The following is an 18,691-nucleotide window of genomic DNA, read 5'->3' on the forward strand; positions in this document are numbered from 1 at the left end:
GCCTGTTACTTACAGGCCGCTGATGACATCCGTTCCCGGATGACAGCAGCAATACATATTTATGCCAGCCAGCGCTGCGAACTCTGATCACTTCTGAATTCTATTTCAGTAGAAGTGATCACCATGAACGCACAAGCCCACCTATCACCCGAATCGGACGAACGTCAGCTCAAAAAAATGGCGAGCCGTTACGTCACCGATTACCCCGATCTCAATGCGCTGGCGAGGTCCGCCGCCCAGAGCATCATTTTCAGGCACACGGGTAAACACCTGGACCCCGATCATGTGTATTGGCATCGGTTCTCCAGCGCCAGCAGCAGTTCTCGGTCCTTTACCGGATGGCAGCACGCGGGCGCTACGGTGACGTCCATGACAATGACCGAACTCGTGATTCGTCGTTTCAATGCAAGCGAGCAGCAAGCCCCCGACGAGCTCGCGGTGTATGGCGGTTTCTACACCGACGGCCCGCAGCATGGCTTTTATGACGAGCGCAATGAAGTACGCATGCTTCCGGCAGAGGTGCTCAACGATTTCTGGACCCTCGATTTCAGTGCCGGCTACCGGCGCCAGATGGACAGGTTCTGGGCGCAGCACAGCGACAACTTCTGTGTGCTGGCCAAAGTTCGATACCTGGCCTCTGCTGGAGAAGCCCTGAGCGGAAACCATCTGTCGGCAACGGATTTCGGGATGCTGCGCAGCGTGCTGGCGAGCGGGCCGGGACCTGTAACCCTCGCCCAACTGCGTGGGCCAATGCCTGCGACGTCGGCCGCGTCAGTGTTTCATCTGGAACTGGGCGGCCTCAAGGCTCGGGACATTCTGCGTATCGTCGATCAGAGCGAGCGTCAGATCCTTTATGTCTGCGGTGCGCAATCGCCGTTCTACTGCTTTGATACTCACCACCAGCTGTACGAATGGTTGAAGGCGCAGTTCCTTTCCATCAGGACTCGGGCGGCCTTCTGCGCCCGTTTTCTGCATTCGGCCAGTGACTGGGAAACGCACCGAGCTGAATTCCAGCGCGATGTGGCTCGGCTGCTGAGCAATGATCACGACGACCATGGCGCCAATCGCCTCGTCAATCGCGGGGCTGAGCCGATTTCGGGCGATGCGTTCGTCTATCTTCGTGATGTCGCCCGCCATGACATGACTTCCGACGCCACTACCTTGCTGACCGATAACAGCGATCTTCGCAAGCAGATCTGGCTCGGCTATCTGAATGCCTTTCTGTCGGTATTCGGCAATCTGGCGCCGCTGGGTTGGCCGCTGGCATTGGCTGTGGTGGGCGCGAGCCTGATCAGCACGGGATTGAATATCGATCAGGCGGTCAACGGTAAAAGCGCCGAACAACGCAGGCGGGGTATTCTGGGTGCCATCGCCAGCGCTATTTATCTGTTCGTGAACCTGCCCCTGCTGTCGCGCATGGGGGCTGATGTCAGGGAGCCCATGACGGCCCGAACCTCGGAGGGGCTGAGCGCAGGTGCCGATGCAATGCCGACCCCCGTGGCCACCGATCCTTTGTCGGGCATGAGCAACAACGTTGTCCTTGAATCGCTGACGCCGGTCTCGGAGCAAGGGCGCTACCAGGGGACATATGGGCTGAGCAATGGCGAGACATGGGCGGTCGTCGAAGGGCAGCCGCGTCGTTTGACCTTCGATGAAGGCTTGGGCAACTGGGTCATGGTCGATCCGCAGAACCCGTTTGCGTTCAATGGTAGATGCCCGGTTCGATTCAATGGGCAAGACCGGTGGGAACGGCTTCCGATCCCGGGCCTTGCTGGCGGTGCACCCATGGAGGCCGACGCTCTGACGATCACGCCGCCGCCCGTGGCGCCCGTTGCCAGTGTGCAATCGGCATTCTGGGATCGCTTCATGCAACTCAACCTCTTCGATGAGCACCTTTATTCCGAGGCGGCGCTGGCCCGGCAAAAGGCAGTGGTCGAGGTGTTCTGCATGGAGCCGCAAGAAGTGGTCGCCACCGACTCCGAAGGTGAAGACGTACATTTTGATCAGTGGGGCGCCAAACATCGCGTGTTCAAGACCGCAGACGGTGAATACGTCGGCTCTACCATCAGGCACTACACCCACGAAGACGAGGCGTATAACCAGTTTTTGCGAACTGGCGTGGCGATGTATTCCGATCAAGTCGCGCTGGTGCAAAAGCTCGTCGAGGACGTCAGCACGCTGGGGTACAACAATGACGTCGCGCTGTATCGCGGCGGCAGTGGGGCGCGTGGTACCTCGGGCGCCTTCTTCCGTACCGGTGACGTGACCGTAGGCGATGTGCTGGTCAACACCGACATCACCTCGTTCAGTGAAAACCCCTATCAGGCGCGCACTTTCGCCAGCACTCAGGCAGGCGCCCACGCCAGTGCCACGAATGCGCCGATCCGCTTTGACGACACCAGCGTGGTGTTCGTGCTGCCGGAAAAACAGTACTTGAGCGGAGCACCCATCGCGCCGTTTTCCGCGAGTCCGGACGAGGCCGAGGTTATTTTTCTACCCGGTCACTATTTTCAGATCGACAGCATCGAGCAAGTGGTCGGGACCTTCTACCGGTTCATGAAAGTACAACTGCGCGAAGTAAGCGGGCCGGTCTCGGGTCGGAAATTGCTCGAGATGCGCACCGCAGAGCCCTTCACTCGCCAAGGTTATGCGGCGCGACTGGGAGGCGCCGGGCGGGTGCTGGTCGATCGTTTTTTCCCTTCTCAACAACCATGAACTGCCTGCTCATTTTGTAAACAATAATTATCTATTGCCACCCCGCGTGCCTGTTGGTGAACGCTACGGCTTCACTCACTGACAGGATGTCGGGTTATGAAAGACAGAAAGGATACGACCGCTCTGGAGCGCAGAGCTGACGAGCTTCGGCGCAGTCGCGACATTTCGCGAGTCTCGGGCTGGCATGGCCAGAGAGGCGAGGACTGGGATAACGATGGATGGACAAAGCCGTGGGAACTGCGGGATGAAAGCGGATGGCTGATTGAGCCGGCGCCCGGGAACGAAGTCGACGCTGACGCCACGCTGCTGAGCGACTGGCTCGGTCAGCAGCACGTGCGCTATGAATCGCCGCGAGAATACGCGCGCGCTCAGGCACAGGGCTTCCTGTTCCAGCATTTGCTGGAAGACACCGATCCGGACGAATTGCTGATCACCACGTTGTACATCAACGGCCAGGATGCTGCGCCCCAAAGGGCCAATATCGCGTATTCCATGACGCTGACTGACGCGCTCATGTGCAATTGGCAGCAGAGCGGTAACGGGCAATTCCTCGATCACCTTTCGGCGCTGCGCCATTACCGCAAGGGCGGCTATCCGGTGCAGATTTCCTCCGCGCCGCTGGAGTTGTGGGATTGCTTCGCTTATGAAGCCATCTACCGCAAAACCAGCCCCCAGCGTTTCGACGCATCCACTCAGGTGGAGCTGGACCCTGTGGCGTTCAAGGCTTATGTCTGGGACGCAGATCTGCAGGCGCACTATCAGGCCACACTCACGCATTTCTGGACCGAGCACGGGGCTGACTACAATCTCTTGATCAAGGCTGCCTTGCTGAAGTCTGCGTATGTGCAGCAGGCCGAAGGGTCATTGAGCATTGAAGACAGGTCGCTGGTGTTGCGCGGACTCGGCCTCGATCCTGCTCAGGCCTGGGAAGCGTTGACGTTCAAGCACTTCGCCGATGCGCCGCTTGCGCACGACGTCACGATCCGTGAACTGGTTCTGTACCGGTACGTCGCCACTGACATCATCGTACTGCGAGATGAGCGGACGGATCGGCTCGTGATGTACATCCCCGGCAATTCCTCGCCCCTGCACGGATTTGCAGACCTCCCGGCGCTTGCCGACTGGATCGCGCTGCAATGCAAAGATGCGCGTCGGCGAAAAGCACTGCAGCGCCACTTCAGGCTTGAGGACGACCCGGACGGGCTGTTTTACAGCGGCATTCAGAAAACCCTCGCGGGCCTGGCGGCCTACCCGCACTTCCTTGACCAAGCCACCGGTTACTGGAACCCCTCCAGCGAGGTGCACCTTGGTGCAGCTCTTTCTCCCTGGCCGTTTTCGCACTTCAAACACAATTTGCAGACGCGTCTTGAGGCAGATGGCCGCCAATTGATTCGCAACCGTGCCGAGCACAATAAGGAGGTGGCAGCGCAAGCCCTGAGCAATGCCATTGCCGCCACGGGCGCAGTCGCGATGGTGGAGCCTTACTTGTGGGTGCCTTTGGCGGCGATGTCGCTGGCGTTGATGGGGCTGGGGGCAGATGAGGTCATAGAGGGGCGGACACTTGAGGAGAAGAAAAACGGCACGGGCCGCATTGTCTTCGGCGTTTTGAATGCGGTACCGGCGCTTGCCGAGGGGGCTGGGACAGCAAGCCGTTTGCTGGGCGCAGCTGCGCGTATCGGGGATCAGGCAATACCGGGAGCCGCGGATGAGCTGGCAAGCGTGGCCGGCGCCCGCACCGAGGCCGAGCGGACTGTGGCGCTCGCCGGGCAGCAACAGGCCCATGCCCAGCGGATTCAGGACGTTCTTGAGCACGCCAGCCAGTCGCCTGAGGAAAGGGATGCGCGCCTGATCGTGGAAGAGCGCCAGAGGCTAGCCATCAAAAGCCAGCATGCCGCACGCTACGACAGCGCGATTGCCTTTGGGGTTGAGCCGCAAGGGCTGCGAGCACTGAGCCCGGAACTTCGCACGTCGCTCGCCCGGTTCGAATACAACGCGCCACTGGATCCGTCGGGCATCTGGACGACCGATGAACGTGGAGCGGTTTATAAGGTGAGCAACCCGGGAACCGGTAAACCCCGTTATTACGCTCGCGTGCATTCAAAGCTCTATCCCGTAGAGCCCGTCCAGGCAGCCGGCCAGTACCGCATTTACGCGCCTGACGATGCGCGGCTCAAGGGGCCATACGTCAAGCGGGTTAAAGGGTTTTACTCCGACATTGACCTGAGCCCCGGTCTGCGAGGCGGCGACAGCTTCATCGAAGAGTTGCCCGAGGTCGTATTGCCCGTCGAGAAGGATGAAATCTTGCTGACGCGCGCCCAGCCACCCGTCACGGTCGAGATTCCCATGGACGGCATCGAAACGAGGTGGGTAGAGGACGAGGGAGGAAAACAGAGCCCCCGGTACTTTGCCAACACCGCTCCTGGAGGGACGAAGGTCATTTACAACGCTGAGGTGGCCTGCTGGGAGTCAGGCAACGACACTTTTCTCTGGCTGGACAACAAGGGCCGCTGGCGTACAGGGACCGAGAAAGCCTATCTCAAGGTAAGGGACAGCTTGAGGCTGGACGTGCGTAACGTGTTTTACACGTTCCGACGCTTGCCGGGCTTGCCTGCCAATCCGCAGCCCATTGAGCAAGTCGTTCATCAAGTGTGGCTGGGTCGGCGTCTGCCGGGCGAAAAGATCATTGAAACGATCAAATCCAATATGCGCATGAGCCCCGAGCTCAGGTTCACGCTGCATGTTGATATCGACGACACGGCAGCCGTGGAAGGCCTGTCCCCCCACGCGCAACTGCACAAGGCGTTCGCCGACTTTCCCAACATGACGATTTCCAGGCTGCAGGACGAGCCTTTCTTCGAGGGGTTCATGGGCGATCCGCACACATCGACAGCGTTTTCCTGCTTTCGCCGGGGGGAGTTTGAAAACTTCGCAGCGGCCTCGGATGTCTTGAGGTACCGATTGATCAGGGAGTACGGCGGTATCTACATGGACTGCGACGACGTCATCGGTCGCTCTTTCTCGGGCGCCGAGCTGCTGGCGGGGCCGCATGACGTACTGGTGGGCAGCACACTGGAAAGCCCGACGCTGTCGTTCAAAGGCCCCGGTAACAGTCATTTCGCGAGCCGGCCCGGCAATCCAGTGTTCAAGCAAATGGAGCAGGAAATTCATACCCGCTTCGCCACACAGCAGGCCAACCTGGAGGCGCTGGCGTCGGCACGGCATCAATCCAGCGCGGCGATGGCTGCCTACATGACGCAGATCTCGGAAGTCACCGGTCCCACGCTGTTTCTGGATGTGCTCAAGGAAACCCGCCCCGACTATGCAGACATTCTCGACGACGGATTCGAGATTGATACCAATGTGTACTCGTCCGAATACTACGAACGCCTGAATCAGGTGAAGGCGTTTTATCGCCCGTTCGCTTCACGGTTCAGAATCTTCCCAGGCGCCGAAAACTCCTGGAAGGCACCGGGGGCGTGACCCGAACGTGATCGCAGGTGGGTGGTTTACGGTTTCGGCCCGGCCTGCAGCGAGCTTAAAACCATTCGCTCTGCATCGACAGGCACGCATCATCCCGGCGCTCGAGGATCGCCAGTTCATGATGGCAACCCGGTACTTCCCATGTCAGGAAGTACCGGGCGGCCTGCAACTTGCCCTTGTAGAAGTCGGCATCGGCTTCGTTGCCCTTCCCCAACCCCTCTTGGGCGCGGATCGCTTGCTCCAGCCAGCGCCAGCCAATTACCGCATGCCCGAACGCCTTCATATACAACGCGGAGTTTGCCAATGTCGCATTGACCTTGCCCTGGCTCAGATCGGTTAGCAGGCCGAGGGTCACCGCTTGCAGGCGGGCGACCAGTTGCTCCAATGGTTGTCGCAATGCCGTCAGCAGTTCATGGGCCTGGGCCCGCTCGCAGGTGTCAGCGATCAGGCGAATCAGTTGCTTGAGTCCGGCGCCGCCGTTCTGCGCCAGCTTTCGGCCCAGCAGGTCCAGCGACTGAATGCCGTGGGTGCCTTCATGAATCGGGTTCAGGCGGTTGTCGCGGTAGTACTGCTCCACCGGGTAATCGCGCGTATAGCCATGGCCGCCGAGAATCTGGATCGCCAGTTCATTGGCCTTCAGGCAAAACTCCGAGGGCCAGGACTTGACGATGGGCGTCAGCAGGTCAAGCAGCTCGTGGGCGTGTTTTCGTACGTCCTCGCTCTCGCCCGTCTGCGTGTCGTCGAACAGCCGAGCGGCGTACAGGCCGAGGTCGAACGAGCCCTCGACGTAGGCTTTTTGCGTCAGCAGCATGCGTTTGACGTCGGCGTGCTGAATGATGGACACCGGCGCGCCATCCGGGGATTTGCTGTCGGGAAGTCGACCTTGCGGGCGTTCACGGGCGTATTCCAGTGAGTACAGGTAACCGGCATAACCCAGCATCACCGCGCCCATGCCGACGCCGATGCGTGCCTCGTTCATCATCTGAAACATGCAGCTCAGGCCCTGATGCGGCTTCCCCACGAGATAGCCGACGCAATTGCCGTTATCCCCGAAGTTCAGTGCCGTGGACGTAGTGCCGCGCCAGCCCATCTTGTGAAACAGGCCGGCGAGGATGACGTCGTTACGTTCGCCGAGGCTGCCGTCGTCGTTAACCAGAAACTTCGGGACGATGAACAGGGAAATGCCTTTCACGCCCGCCGGCGCGTCGGGCAGTTTGGCGAGGACCAGATGAACGATGTTTTCAGAGAGCGGGTGATCGCCGCCTGAGATAAAGATCTTGTTGCCGCGCAGACGGTAGCTGCCGTCTACGGCGGGCTCGGCGCGGGTGCGGATGTCCGACAGCGACGAGCCGGCGTGGGGCTCGGTCAACGCCATGGTGCCGAAGAAGCGGCCCTCGATCATTGGCTGCAGAAAGCGCTGCTTTTGCTCCTCGGTGCCGAAGTTTTCAATGAGATTCGCCGCGCCCATGGTCAGGAATGGGTACGACGCCGTCGCGGCATTGGCGGACTGGAAATGGGCAAAGCAAGCCTGAGACAGCAACGTCGGCAGCTGCATGCCGCCGGCCTCGAAATCCCGGGCGGCGTTGAGAAAACCGGCCTCGAGAAAGGCGTCCACGGCGGGTTTCACTTCCGGAATCAGCACCGCTGCGCCGTTCTCGTAGCGCGGCTCGTTCTCGTCGTTTTTGCGGTTGTGGGGCGCGAAGTATTTCTCCGCGATGTTGCGCGCCGTGCTGATCGCTGCATCGAAGGTTTCCCGGCTGTGCTCGGCAAAACGCTCGCGTTGGGTCAGCGCCTCGGCGTCCAGCACTTCATACAGCTCGAAAGCCAGATTGCGGGAACTGAGCAGCGTCTCGGACATGGCGGCGTACCTTTCTTGGGAATGCCGTCGAGTCTAGGTGGGCGGGGAGGGGGTGAACAGGATGATTGATGCGGGTGATGGGGCGATCAAACGGGGGGGACGCAGGTCGGATGACCTGCGCACCCCCTGCACTTATCCGATTGTCATGAGGCTCGCGTTACCGCCCGCTGCTGCGGTATTCACGCTCAGCGCACGCTCAATCACCAGGCGCTCCAACGCAATGTTGGTTTCGCCTTTGGACAGACCGTGAACGCCGATGATAGCGCCGCTGCGTTGAGCGACCTGTTCGCAGATGGCGCGCAGCTGATCGGAATCACCGTGGTGCAATACCGCGTCGATGGCAACCTCGTCCTTGTTCCAGTCGGCGATCAGCTTGATGCGCGACTGAACGTCCTTCGGCAGGCGGTTACGCAGCGACTTGCCCGGCTCACCGTCCGGCAAGATCGCTGTACTGCCTACCGCCATCACGGCGGCCAGTTGCGCCAACAGATCCGTCTCGTCCTCGGCCAGGCACAACACGTGTTCACGCGGCAGGATGCTGTAGCTGTTGCGCTCCCCGGTTGGGCCCATGAGCGTGCGGGTCACCCCGCTTTGGGATTGCTCGGCGAACTGACTGCACAGCGCTTCCAGTTCGCTGAGTTGTTGGCTGCCTGCCCAGGCCCTGAGCGCATTCAGTGGCTTGAGCATCGCCTCTTGCATCCGGGTGTCCGGCGCCTGTTGCGCATCGCGGGCGGCAAAGGACTTCTGCACGGCATCGGCGGGACGCGTCGACAACAAACGGTACAGGTACAGCGGGCCACCGGCTTTCGGACCAGTGCCCGACAAGCCTTCGCCACCGAATGGCTGCACACCCACCACGGCGCCAACGATGTTGCGGTTGACGTACATGTTGCCGGCGTTGACGTTGTCGATCACCTTGGCGATGGTCTCGTCGATGCGTGTGTGCACGCCCAGCGTCAGGCCATAACCGGAGGCATTGATCTGGTTGATCAGTTGATCCAGTTCACGGCGCTTGTAGCGCACGACGTGCAGCACCGGGCCGAATATTTCCCGTTGCAGTTCGTCGAAGCTGTCCAGCTCGATCAGGGTCGGCATCACGTAGGTGCCGCGCTTGATCTCGTCGCTGTCTGCAATGGCGACCTGATACACAGTGCGGCCTTTGTCGCGCATGGCCTGAATGTGTTTCTCGATACCGGCCTTGGCTTCTTGATCGATCACCGGGCCGATGTCTACCGACAGGCGCTCCGGGTTACCGAGGCGGCTTTCGGCCATTGCACCTTTAAGCATCTCGATGACGCGGTCTGCAGAGTCTTCCTGCAAGCACAGCACGCGTAGCGCGGAGCAGCGTTGACCGGCGCTGTCGAACGCCGAGGACACCACGTCGATGACCACTTGTTCGGTGAGCGCCGAGGAGTCGACGATCATCGCGTTCTGGCCACCGGTTTCAGCGATAAGCGGAATCGGCCGGCCCTGGGCATCGAGACGGCCGGCGACATTTCGTTGCAGCAGGCGGGCGACTTCAGTGGAGCCGGTGAACATGACGCCCTTGACGCGATCATCGCCGACCAATCGTGCGCCGACGGTTTCACCGCGGCCCGGCAGCAGTTGCACTACGCCTTCGGGAATACCGGCTTCGAGCAGAATGCGGACGGCCTGCGCGGCAATCAGCGGGGTCTGTTCGGCGGGTTTAGCGAGCACCGGGTTGCCGGCCGCCAAGGCTGCGGCGACCTGACCGCTGAAAATCGCCAGCGGGAAGTTCCACGGGCTGATGCACACCACAGGGCCCAACGGACGGTGAGCGTCGTTGCTGAAATCGTTGCGTGCCTGCACCGCGTAGTAGCGCAGGAAATCCACAGCCTCGCGCACTTCGGCAATGGCATTGGCGAACGTCTTGCCGGCTTCGCGGGCGAGCAAGCCCATCAACGGTTGTATCTCGGCTTCCATCAGGTCCGCGGCGCGCTCAAGGATGGCGGCGCGTTCGGCGGGCGGCGTCGCTTGCCAGATCGGTCCGGCGCTGAGGGCGCTGAGCAGGGCGTTGTCGACGTCTTCCAGGGTTGCTTCCTGGACGTGGCCGACCACATCACGCAGATCGGACGGATTCAAGACCGGCGTTTCAGTGCCAGCGCTCACCGGGCTGCCCAGCATCGGCCCGGCTTTCCAGTCGTTATGCGCGGTGGCGAGCAGGGCCGAAGACAGCGATGCCAGACGGTGTTCGTTGGCCAGATCGATGCCGGCGGAGTTGGCGCGCTCGCTGCCGTACAGGTCGCGCGGCAATGGAATGCGCGGATGCGGCAGGCCGAAACCGCCTTCCTGGGTCGCCATGCGCTCGATGCTGGACACTGGATCGGCGACCAGTTCCTGTATCGAAATCGATTGATCGGCAATACGGTTGACGAAGGAGGTATTGGCGCCGTTTTCCAGCAGTCGACGCACCAGATACGCCAGCAGCGTTTCATGGGTGCCGACCGGGGCGTACACGCGGCACGGTCGATTCAGCTTGCCGTCGGCGACTTTGCCTACGACCTGTTCATACAAAGGCTCGCCCATGCCGTGCAGGCACTGAAATTCGTACTGACCTGGGTAATAGTTCTGACCGGCGATGTGGTAAATGGCCGACAAGGTGTGGGCGTTATGGGTCGCGAACTGCGGGTAGATGACTTCCGGCACCGACAGCAGTTTGCGGGCACAAGCGACATAGGAAACGTCGGTGTACACCTTGCGCGTGTAAACCGGGTAGCCTTCCAGGCCCTCGACCTGAGCGCGCTTGATTTCGCTGTCCCAATACGCACCTTTCACAAGTCGGATCATCAGGCGATGGCGACTGCGGCGGGCCAGGTCGATCACGTAGTCGATCACGTACGGGCAGCGCTTCTGATACGCCTGAATGACAAAGCCGATGCCGTTCCAGCCGGTCAGTTGCGGCTCGAAGCACAGGCGTTCGAGCAAATCCAGGGACAGCTCCAGGCGGTCGGCTTCTTCTGCGTCGATGTTCAGACCGATGTCGTATTGCTTGGCCAGTAAGGTTAGCGACAGCAAACGCGGGTACAACTCGTCCATCACGCGCTCGTATTGCGCCCGGCTGTAACGCGGGTGCAGGGCGGACAACTTGATGGAAATGCCCGGGCCTTCGTAGATGCCACGGCCGTGGGAAGCTTTGCCAATCGAGTGGATGGCCTGCTCGTAGGACGCCAGGTATTTCTGCGCGTCATGCTCGGTCAGTGCCGCTTCACCGAGCATGTCGTAGGAATAACGGAAACCTTTCGCCTCGAACCTGCTGGCGTTGGCCAAGGCTTCGGCGATGGTTTCACCGGTGACGAACTGCTCGCCCATCAGGCGCATGGCCATGTCCACGCCTTTGCGGATCATCGGCTCGCCGGACTTGCCGATGATGCGGCTCAGCGAGGAGGTCAGGCCGGCCTCGTTGTGAGTGCTGACCAGCTTGCCGGTCAGCAGCAGGCCCCACGTGGCGGCGTTAACGAACAGCGACGGGCTGTTGCCCAGATGCGGGTGCCAGTTGCCAGTGCTGATCTTGTCGCGGATCAAGGCGTCGCGGGTGCCTTTGTCGGGGATGCGCAGCAGGGCTTCGGCCAGGCACATCAGCGCCACGCCTTCCTGGGATGACAGCGAGAATTCCTGGAGCAGGCCCTGGACGATACCGGCGCGGCCGCCGGCGCTCTTCTGGTTGCGCAGTTTTTCGGCAATCGACGCCGCGAGCTTATGGGTTGCATCGGCCATCGGGGCCGGCAGGCGCGCCTGCTCGATGAGCATGGGCACCACTTCAGGCTCGGGACGGCGGTAGGCGGAGGTGATCGCGGCGCGCAAGACCGATTGGGGAAGGATGCTTTCGGCGAATTCAAGGAACGCCTGATGGCCATTGTCGGCGGGCAGGTCACCCTGGTCATCGGCGTCTTTGCCACCCTGACCACTGAGTTCATTCAGGGTCGCACCGCCCTCAAGCTTCTCCAGATAGTTGAAGATCGCCTGTTTGATCAGCCAGTGGGGTGTCCGGTCGATGGACTGCGCAGCTGTTTTCAAACGCTCGCGGGTGGGATCGTCGAGTTTGACGCCGAGGGTGGTGGTGGCCATTTCTTATCCTCATGACAGCCACGGTCATGTGGCTAAGCTGCGGCAAGATTAGCTGCGGGATCGAAAGGGTGCAACCGGGTGCAACCGCTTTTTTCGAAGTGTTTCCAATGTGCACTGTGTTGAGTCGTAGTGGATTCTTTTTGCTCGGTTCGAGTGCCTGCCCGGCCGAGCCTCTAACTCGTGGCTACCCTGCAAATACGGGGCGTATGGCACTTTGATCTAAATTGTAAAAAAGCCTCGGAATGACCCTTTTCAGGTTGCACCTGCGCCGGAGTGTCCTCTAGGATGCGCCGCTTTGGTGCATTCAAGCGGTGTGCAGCGGCAAGTCTTTTGCCAGCCCGCGACACACGCGAGCGTTTGACCGCGAACCTGATACCTCAGGAGACCTTCGCTCTGCTCGCGCCTATAAAAACAACGCCGGAACCTAACCGATGAGTGTCAGCAACCCTACCTTGATCACCTTCGTGATCTACATCGCCGCGATGGTCCTCATAGGACTTATGGCGTACCGCTCCACCAATAATCTCTCGGACTACATCCTTGGCGGGCGCAGCCTCGGCAGTGTGGTCACGGCGCTTTCGGCCGGTGCATCGGACATGAGCGGCTGGCTGCTCATGGGCTTGCCGGGCGCGATCTACATGTCAGGTCTATCGGAAAGCTGGATCGCCATTGGGCTGATCATCGGCGCCTACCTGAACTGGCTGTTCGTTGCCGGCCGCCTGCGGGTTCAAACCGAGCACAACGGCGATGCGCTTACCCTTCCGGATTACTTCTCCAGCCGCTTTGAAGACCACAGCGGTTTGCTGCGGGTGATTTCGGCCATCGTGATTCTGGTGTTCTTCACGATCTACTGCGCATCCGGCATCGTCGCTGGCGCGCGTTTGTTCGAGAGCACCTTCGGCATGTCCTACGAAACCGCCTTGTGGGCAGGCGCTGCGGCGACGATTGCCTACACCTTCATCGGCGGCTTCCTGGCAGTCAGCTGGACTGACACCGTGCAAGCTACCCTGATGATCTTCGCGCTGATCCTCACGCCGATCATCGTGCTATTGGCGACAGGCGGCATCGACACCACGTTCATGGCGATCGAAGCGCAGGACCCAAGCAACTTCGACATGCTCAAGAACACCACCTTCATCGGCGTCATTTCGCTGATGGGTTGGGGCCTGGGCTACTTTGGTCAGCCGCACATCCTGGCGCGCTTCATGGCCGCGGACTCGGTCAGGTCAATCGCCAAGGCGCGTCGCATTTCCATGACCTGGATGATTCTCTGCCTGGGCGGCACTGTCGCCGTGGGTTTCTTCGGCATCGCCTACTTTTCGGCGCACCCGGAGGTGGCGGGCCCAGTGACTGAAAACCACGAGCGCGTCTTCATCGAACTGGCCAAGATCCTGTTCAATCCATGGATCGCCGGCGTGCTGCTGTCGGCCATTCTTGCGGCGGTCATGAGCACGCTGAGCTGCCAGTTGCTGGTGTGTTCGAGTGCGCTCACCGAAGACTTCTACAAGGCCTTTCTGCGCAAAAGCGCGTCCCAGACAGAGTTGGTGTGGGTCGGCCGGGCCATGGTGCTGTTAGTGGCGCTGATTGCGATCGCCCTGGCCGCGAATCCTGAAAACCGCGTGCTGGGTCTGGTCAGCTATGCGTGGGCCGGGTTTGGCGCAGCGTTTGGGCCAGTGGTGCTGATCTCGGTGATCTGGAAAGGCATGACCCGCAACGGCGCATTGGCAGGGATTCTGGTGGGTGCGATTACAGTCGTGGTGTGGAAGCATTTCGAACTGCTGGGCCTGTACGAAATCATCCCCGGCTTCATCTTTGCCAGTCTCGCCATCGTGGTCTTCAGCGCTATGGGCAAAGGCCCGACGCCGGGCATGCTGACGCGCTTCGCAGCTGCAGAAAAAGAATACAGGGCAGCATAACGGCTGCCTGCTCAAGAGCCCGGGCGAGGTAAGCGCTCGGGCCCTTGCGACCGCGTCCGCCTTAGTTGTGGTCGGCGTCCAGGTTGAAGAACATGGTCTTGCCGCCTTCGCTGGTATAGCCAGTGTGGTCCTGGGTGTAGACCCCGGCCTTGAAGTAAAGCTGCTGTTTGCTCCAGGTGGCGCTGATCCGGTCGTTCCAGCCCATGCCATGGGCGGTCACACTGAGCAGCCCGGCCTTATTCAGGTGGATGACGTAGTTAAACGTCTCATTCAGGCTGACGTTTTCCGCAACAGTGATCACACGCGCTTTTTTATCGCTAGGGCGATAGCGGACCTTGGCGACGATGTTGCCCATGTGCGTCGCTTCCAGGTACTGATATTCGAGCTTCAGGAGCGGCTGAGTGCTGTCGTAAACGTGGATCTGCCCGATGACGACCCTGCCAGAGGATGGCACCTGCAGGACTTTAAGCTTTGCGTTCAGGTAATTGTCGGCGTCCTGGTAGTACCAGTTGTGCAGCGTGCCGTTGGACCAGGTCTCACGTAATTCGCTGCGCGGATAGATCGCATTGGCGGTCTTGGTGCCGGTGACCGGTGCCCAGAACGTGACGTTCGATGAGCCGGACTTGAAATACTTGCTGTCGTAACCTTTTAGCAATTGCTGCGTTTCGATCGTGGCGGGGGGCGAGCCCACTGGAATGCTCAGATTCCATGTTCCCAAATCAATCATGTCTAGTCGTCCGGTATGTCTCATTGCCAGCAAAGTCGCGGGCGCAAGGGGTTGTGGGGCGCTTTTTATACGGTTCAGCGCCGCGTTTGTTAATGCGATTCCGTCGAACGGTTGACGTCAAAGTGCCGCTACTTTTGCCCCAGCGCAGGGTGGTGCTGACATTGAGGGTCGTTACCGTTAGTCGGTTGGATGGCACTTTTAGAAGGGCGCTACTTATGCCTGCCTTCTCTTTTCCCCAATCGAAGCTAGAGTAATGGCCAATCAGTCCATCGGCGGGGCCGTCCCCCGGGCAGTAAAGTGAATGATGAGTAGCAGCATGGAATGCGTGCAGTCCCCGCCATTAAGTGGCAAATCCGTTTTGTTGGTTGTTGATGATTACCCCGAAAACCTGGTGACCATGTGCGCTGTCCTGCAGCGGCAGGACCGGGAAATCATCACCGCCGCCTCGGGCATGGAAGCGTTGAGTATTTTGCTGGACCGAGATGTCGATCTGGTGCTGCTTGATGTGCAGATGCCGGACATGGATGGCTTTGAAGTCGCCCGCCTTATGCGTGGCAGTCTGCGAACGCGATTGACGCCGATCATATTCCTCACCGCCAACGAACAATCTCGCGACTCTGTCCACAAGGGCTATGCCAGCGGCGCAGTCGATTACCTGTTCAAGCCCTTCGACCCGAATATTCTCAGGCCCAAGGTTCAGGCGCTGCTGGAGCAGCAGCACAATCGGCGTGCTCTGCAAAAGCTGAGCCGCGAACTGGAGTCGGCGCGGGCATTCAACGCCTCGGTGCTGGCAAACGTGGCCGAAGGCATTCTTGTCGTCACCGAAGATGGCGTCATCAGCTTCGCCAATCCGGCGATCTGCCGGTTGCTGGGCATGACCGACGGCGAGCTGCGCGGCACCGGGTTGTGCGCCTACCTGCACGAACCCAGTGTCGGCGAATGGGTCGATTCCGGTTTTTATCACCACTATCGCCGTGCCGACACCTACCGCGTCCACGACGCCGTGCTGCGAACGCCCGAGGGCCGACAGGTGCCGGTCGCGCTGTCTTGCGCGCCGCTGCCTGCCGAACAGCGCGCCATGGTGCTTAGCGTGCTCGACATGTCGGTGGTGCGTGACCTCTATCGTCAGTTGGAACATCAGGCGGTAACCGACTCCCTCACCGGTCTGCTCAACCGCCGCGGCTTCTATCAGACGGTCGAAGGCATGCTGCTGCGCAACGAACACGCGGGCAAGTATCTGGTGGTGTTGTACCTGGACCTCGACGGCTTCAAGGATGTGAATGACTCCCTGGGCCACGATGCCGGCGATCAGGTGTTGCAGTGGGTCGGTGCGCAACTGAAAGACTGCCTGCGCCCTTACGATGTGCTCGCGCGCATGGGTGGCGATGAGTTCGTGGTGGTCATCGACGGGCTGGACTTCCCCGAACACGCCGCGAAGGTCGCCGAAAAGCTGATCGAGAGGGTGTCTGCCCGGCGCATGATTGACGGTGTCGAAGCCACGTTGGGGGCGAGTATCGGCATCGCGGTTTACCCGGACTGCAGCACCAATCTGGATGGCCTGCTGCGCGCGGCCGACATCGCGATGTACGAAGCCAAGCGGGCAGGGCGTCAGCAGTACCGTTTCTTCGATCAGTACATGAATGGCCGCGCACGCTCCCGTCTGATGCTCGAAGAGAGCGTGCGCACGGCGATCGATGGCAAAGACTTTTCCATGGTCTACCAGCCACAGGTCAACGTGGTCACCGGCAAGACCCGGGGCTTCGAGGCGCTGCTGCGCTGGCATCATCCGGACGCGGGCGATGTGCCGTCAGGGGTGTTTATTCCGCTGCTGGAAGAAACGCGCCTGATCAACAAACTCGGCAGCTGGATTTTCGAACAGGGTGCGGCCCAGCGCCAGCGCTGGAGCGACGTATTCCCGGACGATCTGGTGATGAGCGTCAGCGTGAGCCCTGCGCAATTCAGCCTGCCGAATCTGGCGGCCGAGCTGCAGCGCGCCATGCAGCTGCATGGCCTGAAACCCCGGCAACTGGAAGTCGAGATCACCGAGCCTTCGCTGGTTCACAACCTGGTGCACAGCCGCAAGCAGCTGCAGGATTTGCATAACATTGGCGTGCGCGTGTCGCTGGACGATTTCGGTGCAGGCGACAGCTCCCTTGCCCACCTGCGCAATCTTGATCTGGACACCCTGAAACTTGATCGGCACTTTATTGGCGGCATGCTGGGATCGTCCCGGGATCTGGCCGTCGCGCGCAGCATCATTGACCTGTGTCGCATGCTCGATATCGAGGTGATTGCCGAGGGTGTCGAGACCTACGAGCAATATGAGTGGCTGGTCGACAACGGCTGTCAGATCATTCAGGGCTTCCTGATTGCCCATCCGATGCCGCCATTGGAGGCCGAGCGTTTTGTCGAGCCGGTCGATCTGCCGGTCGCGTTACAGCTGCTCGGGCAGGACTGACGCGGTAGACTCGCGTTTTTCCCGCGACCCGATCCGACCATGACTGTCACCACGCCCATGCCGCTCAAATACCTGCAGGCCTACCCCGAGGGTCTGCAGGATCAGGTTCGGCAGCTCATCTCGCAGGACCGGCTGACGGATTATCTGCAGCAGCGCTATCCGGATCGCCACGAAATCCAGAGCGACAAGGCGCTGTACGCCTACGCGCTGGCGCTCAAACAGGAATACCTGCGCAACGCGCCGAACATCGACAAAGTGCTGTTCGATAACCGCCTGGACCTGACCCATCGCGCACTGGGCCTGCACACTACGGTGTCGCGGGTGCAGGGCGGCAAGCTCAAATCCAAGAAGGAAATCCGCGTGGCGGCGTTGTTCAAGGATGCCGCGCCGCAGTTTCTTAAGATGATCGTGGTCCACGAACTGGCGCATTTCAAAGAGTCAGACCACAACAAGGCGTTCTATCAGTTGTGCGAGCACATGCAGCCCGGCTATCACCAGCTGGAATTCGACCTGCGCATCTACCTGACCTGGCGGGACATGCAGACGGCCGGGCGCTGATCAGGCGTTAACGCATTTCAAGGAAGTTTCGATGGAAGTCAGCAAGACCAAGAGCAGTTTCTATCGCCGCCTGTATGTGGCGTATCTGATCGACAGTGGCGTCGCCAGCAGCGTACCGGCCCTGACCGATGTCACCGGCATGCCCCGTCGCACCGCTCAGGACACCATCGCGGCGCTAGCCGATCTGGATATTGTCTGTGAGTTCGAACAGCTCGATGGCGCGCGCAATCATGCCGGCGGTTACCGGATCCGTGACTGGGGCGCGATTGACCGCCGCTGGATCGACGGCAATCTGCAAACCATCAAGACGGTGCTGGGGTATCCGTGACGTCGTGTCAGGGGCGTTGATTCAAGAGCTTCCCGGCTAAAGCCGGTCCTGCGAGGGACATCGGCGCCCCTGAGACGGAGTCAGTCCAGGTCCCGACGCATGCTGATGTGCGGAATGCCGTCCTCGACATACACCTCGCCCACCGGATTGAAGCCGTAACGGCTGTAATAGCCCTGCAAGTGCGCCTGGGCCGAGAGAAATATCGGCTGGTCCGGCCATTGGCGTTCCGCGTGCACCAGCGCCTGGACCATCAATTCATGGCCCATGCCCTTGTTGCGCATCGATGGTGCAGTCACCACCCGGCCAATGGTCACGTCACCGTTCTGCTGAATCGGGTCCAGCAGGCGCAGGTAGGCGACCAGCTGATCATTTTGCCAGGCCATCAGATGGCAGGTGTCGCCCAGCAAATCCTGGCCATCGACGTCCAGATACCAGCATTTCTGCTCCACCACGAAAACCTGCGCCCTCAGTTGCAGGATGGCGTACAGCTGCTCTTTTCCAAGGTCGGTATGGTGTTTGCAAATCCAGTTGATAGACATGACGCCGGCCTGCGAGAAGAAGTGGA

10 protein-coding genes are annotated in these 18,691 nt (G+C 60.4%); 6 read left to right on the forward strand and 4 right to left on the reverse strand.

From position 1 onward, the window contains the following. Window positions 1-123: 123 nt before the first annotated feature. Together AC0Z8Z_RS15355 and AC0Z8Z_RS15360 are read left to right on the forward strand one after the other, a co-directional pair. The gene (locus AC0Z8Z_RS15355) at window positions 124-2,715 is read left to right on the forward strand and encodes a dermonecrotic toxin domain-containing protein (RefSeq protein WP_485619669.1); all 2,592 of its coding nucleotides are present in this window, start codon (window positions 124-126) and stop codon (window positions 2,713-2,715) included. Between the two features lie 333 nt (window positions 2,716-3,048). Further along, the gene (locus tag AC0Z8Z_RS15360; protein ID WP_485619670.1) at window positions 3,049-6,195 is read left to right on the forward strand and encodes a dermonecrotic toxin domain-containing protein; all 3,147 of its coding nucleotides are present in this window, start codon (window positions 3,049-3,051) and stop codon (window positions 6,193-6,195) included. 55 nt (window positions 6,196-6,250) lie between these two features. On the opposite strand, the gene AC0Z8Z_RS15365 is transcribed toward AC0Z8Z_RS15360, so the two are convergent. Next, a complete protein-coding gene (locus tag AC0Z8Z_RS15365) occupies window positions 6,251-8,053 on the reverse strand; it encodes an acyl-CoA dehydrogenase (RefSeq protein ID WP_485619671.1) in 1,803 nt (600 codons plus the stop codon). A 132-nt stretch (window positions 8,054-8,185) separates the two neighbouring features. Continuing rightward, window positions 8,186-12,139 carry a trifunctional transcriptional regulator/proline dehydrogenase/L-glutamate gamma-semialdehyde dehydrogenase gene (gene putA / locus AC0Z8Z_RS15370; RefSeq protein ID WP_485619672.1) on the reverse strand — a complete coding sequence of 1,318 codons (3,954 nt, stop codon included), beginning with the start codon at window positions 12,137-12,139 and terminating at the stop codon, window positions 8,186-8,188. A gap of 431 nt (window positions 12,140-12,570) precedes the next feature. On the opposite strand from putA, the gene putP reads away from it, so the two are divergent. Next, window positions 12,571-14,055: a sodium/proline symporter PutP gene (putP, locus tag AC0Z8Z_RS15375; RefSeq protein ID WP_485619673.1), complete on the forward strand. Its 1,485-nt coding sequence runs from the start codon at window positions 12,571-12,573 to the stop codon at window positions 14,053-14,055. A 61-nt stretch (window positions 14,056-14,116) separates the two neighbouring features. On the opposite strand, the gene AC0Z8Z_RS15380 is transcribed toward putP, so the two are convergent. Beyond that, window positions 14,117-14,782 (reverse strand): polysaccharide lyase family 7 protein, encoded by a 666-nt coding sequence (locus tag AC0Z8Z_RS15380; RefSeq protein ID WP_122533885.1) that lies wholly within the window; start codon window positions 14,780-14,782, stop codon window positions 14,117-14,119. 316 nt (window positions 14,783-15,098) lie between these two features. Here AC0Z8Z_RS15380 and AC0Z8Z_RS15385 point away from each other — a divergent pair, with 316 nt between their 5' ends. From AC0Z8Z_RS15385 to AC0Z8Z_RS15395, 3 genes are read left to right on the forward strand one after another with little or no spacing between them, the layout of a single operon-like run. Beyond that, window positions 15,099-17,240, forward strand: a complete 2,142-nt coding sequence (locus AC0Z8Z_RS15385; RefSeq protein WP_485619674.1) for a putative bifunctional diguanylate cyclase/phosphodiesterase — start codon at window positions 15,099-15,101, stop codon at window positions 17,238-17,240. Window positions 17,241-17,297: 57 nt separating this feature from the next. Next, window positions 17,298-17,798, forward strand: a complete 501-nt coding sequence (locus AC0Z8Z_RS15390; RefSeq protein ID WP_485619739.1) for a YgjP-like metallopeptidase domain-containing protein — start codon at window positions 17,298-17,300, stop codon at window positions 17,796-17,798. Window positions 17,799-17,829: 31 nt separating this feature from the next. Further along, window positions 17,830-18,126 (forward strand): winged helix-turn-helix domain-containing protein, encoded by a 297-nt coding sequence (locus AC0Z8Z_RS15395; protein WP_122533882.1) that lies wholly within the window; start codon window positions 17,830-17,832, stop codon window positions 18,124-18,126. 80 nt (window positions 18,127-18,206) lie between these two features. On the opposite strand, the gene AC0Z8Z_RS15400 is transcribed toward AC0Z8Z_RS15395, so the two are convergent. Further along, window positions 18,207-18,665 (reverse strand): GNAT family N-acetyltransferase, encoded by a 459-nt coding sequence (locus AC0Z8Z_RS15400; RefSeq protein ID WP_122534360.1) that lies wholly within the window; start codon window positions 18,663-18,665, stop codon window positions 18,207-18,209. Window positions 18,666-18,691: the final 26 nt, after the last annotated feature.

The sequence above is a fragment of the Pseudomonas sp. 1L-C-7-B-C1 genome (assembly GCF_057291635.1).

Coding starts and splice junctions, on each gene's coding strand:
- AC0Z8Z_RS15355 (WP_485619669.1), top strand. CDS start 124: ATGAACGCACAAGCCCACCTATCACCCGAATCGGACGAACGTCAGCTC.
- AC0Z8Z_RS15365 (WP_485619671.1), bottom strand. CDS start 8,053: ATGTCCGAGACGCTGCTCAGTTCCCGCAATCTGGCTTTCGAGCTGTAT.
- putA (WP_485619672.1), bottom strand. CDS start 12,139: ATGGCCACCACCACCCTCGGCGTCAAACTCGACGATCCCACCCGCGAG.
- putP (WP_485619673.1), top strand. CDS start 12,571: ATGAGTGTCAGCAACCCTACCTTGATCACCTTCGTGATCTACATCGCC.
- AC0Z8Z_RS15380 (WP_122533885.1), bottom strand. CDS start 14,782: ATGATTGATTTGGGAACATGGAATCTGAGCATTCCAGTGGGCTCGCCC.
- AC0Z8Z_RS15385 (WP_485619674.1), top strand. CDS start 15,099: ATGGAATGCGTGCAGTCCCCGCCATTAAGTGGCAAATCCGTTTTGTTG.
- AC0Z8Z_RS15390 (WP_485619739.1), top strand. CDS start 17,298: ATGCCGCTCAAATACCTGCAGGCCTACCCCGAGGGTCTGCAGGATCAG.
- AC0Z8Z_RS15395 (WP_122533882.1), top strand. CDS start 17,830: ATGGAAGTCAGCAAGACCAAGAGCAGTTTCTATCGCCGCCTGTATGTG.
- AC0Z8Z_RS15400 (WP_122534360.1), bottom strand. CDS start 18,665: ATGTCTATCAACTGGATTTGCAAACACCATACCGACCTTGGAAAAGAG.